This window comes from Frankia sp. CoWAU3 (genome assembly GCF_977971855.1).
Genome location: NZ_CDWWXB010000017.1, coordinates 1 through 2,265, shown reverse-complemented (window position 1 = coordinate 2,265; position 2,265 = coordinate 1). Strand labels below are relative to the sequence as shown.

At 72.0% G+C, this 2,265-nt stretch carries 2 protein-coding genes; both read left to right on the top strand.

Annotated elements, in window-relative coordinates; all coding sequences use genetic code 11:
* Positions 1–353, top strand: a 353-nt coding sequence (locus tag AC08ON_RS03440) for a suppressor of fused domain protein (protein WP_476616433.1), incomplete at its 5' end; no start/stop codon positions are given.
* A 68-nt stretch (positions 354–421) separates the two neighbouring features.
* On the top strand, positions 422–2,265 hold a 1,844-nt coding region (locus AC08ON_RS03435), incomplete at its 3' end, for an alkaline phosphatase D family protein (protein ID WP_476616432.1).

The following is a 2,265-nucleotide window of genomic DNA, read 5'->3' as shown; positions in this document are numbered from 1 at the left end:
AACTCGTGCTGTCCCTGCGCGGGCGGCGCGACAGCGTGCTGCGGCGGTTGGCCGTGCTGGCCGCCGTCCCGACGGTCGAGGGCCGTCCGGTGGCTCCCGGGTCCGGCCTGGATCTCGGGGAACCGCTCTGGGACGGCGCCCCGTTCACCGCGGTGCTCGTCGGCGAGCCCGGCGGGCTCATCCCCGATCTCGCCACCGGGCTCGCACCCGTCCGCTTTCTCCCCCTGCTTCCGATGACCCCCAACGAGTCCGCCTACAAGCGGGTGCACGGCCCGGACTCGCTGCACCAACGGTGGCTGGCGGCCGGGACGGATCTGCGCGACCCCGGCCGCCGGGAGGTCCATCTCGGCTGACCCCCGGCGTGGGGGATCCGCTGTGAACGGGCCGCGAGTTCATCCGTTTCCACTACTCTCATCCAGTTGTGACCCGTGACGCCGCAGCCGGCTCCCCGCGTTCCCGCCGATTCCCGCGGGCGCCCTCGCCGTCAGCCGCCACCGGCTCGCCGTCAGCCGCCACCGGTCAGACTGGTCGACCGGCCGGCACCGATCCGTCGGCCGGCACCGATCCGTCGGCACGCGCCGATCCGGGCACCGGTCCTCGCGCCGCCGCCCGGTCCGGCCACGGGACGAACCCGGGGGCCGATCCACGTCGCCGTGCCGTCCTGCTCGGCGGCCTCGGGCTGGGGGGCGCCGCGCTGGGCGGGGCGAGCCTGGCGGCCTGCGGCGGCTCCGGCGGTTCGATCCCGGCCCCCGCGCCGACCCTGCGGGCACCCACCCCGATCGCGGGCGTCACCGACGGGGTCTTCGGGCTCGGGGTCGCCAGCGGCGACCCGTTGCCGGACGGCGTCATCCTCTGGACCCGGCTCGCGCCGAGGCCGACCGAGGGCGGCGGCATGCCCACACGGGACATCGAGGTCGACTGGCAGATCGCGACGGACGAGGGTTTCCGCGATGTGGTGCGCGCCGGCACGCAGACCGCGCAGACGGCGTTCGCGCATTCCGTCCACGTTGACGTCCGCGGACTCGCACCGGAGCGTGACTACTTCTACCGGTTCCGTGCCGGCACCGTGCTCAGTCCGGTCGGCCGGACCCGCACGGCCGCGGCACCTGGGAGGGAACCGGAATCGACCGGCGGTGCCCTGACCTTCGCGCTGGCCTCGTGCCAGGACTTCCAGAACGGGTACTGGCCGGCTCTCGACGGCATCGCCACCGACGCGCCGGACCTCGTCGTCCACGTCGGCGACTACATCTACGAGTACGACCCGAAAAGCAACTACCCGGACCGGCGGCACACCACCCCGCAGCGGCTCGGTCTGGACCAGCTCCAGACGCTGGCGGACTACCGCAACCGGTACGGCCAGTACAAGTCCGATCCTGCCCTGCAGGCCGCTCATCACGTGGCCCCCTGGGTCGTCACCTGGGACGATCACGAGGTCGAGAACAACTACGCCGGACTGATCGACGAGGCAGGCGACGCCGGGGAGCAACGGCAGGACCCTGCCGCGTTCGCCCGCCAGCGTGCCGCCGCCTACCAGGCGTACTACGAACACATGCCGATCCGCGCGGAGCTGAATCCGGGATCGCCCGACATGCGGATCTACCGGCGGTTCGTGTTCGGGAACCTGGTGACGTTCAACGTCATGGACACCCGGCAGTACCGGACCCGGCAGCCCGGCGACTCCCCGCAGGGCATCGGGCTCGCCTCCCTGGGCCGGGACAACACGGCCGGCACGATGGCCGGCGCCGCCCAGGAACGCTGGTTGCGCGACGGCCTGACCACGTCACGGACCCGCTGGAACGTCCTCGCCCAGCAGACGATGATGGCCCAGCTGAACGGGCAGCTACCCCTCGGCGAGGGACCACGGCTGGCCAACCTGGATCAGAACGACGGGTACGGCCCCTACCGGACCCGGCTGCTGTCGGAGATCCGCGACAGCGGCGTGCGCAACCCGGTGGTGCTCTCCGGTGACATCCACTGCGCCTGGGTAAACGACCTCCGGGTCGATTTCGACCGGCCCGAGACGCCGGTCGTCGCGACGGAGTTCGTCTGCACCTCGATCAGCTCGGCCTTCTTCCTCGTCAGCGAGGACTTCATCCGGCAGAACAATGCCCGGCTCAACCCGCATGTCCGGTATTTTCGTGGTGACCGGCGAGGTTACACGCGCGTTCGCGTCACCCCGGACGCATGGCGCGCGGACATGCGGGTCGTCGCCGACATCGCCCATCGCCACTCGCCCACGTCCACGGATGCCACCCAGGGCCGCGT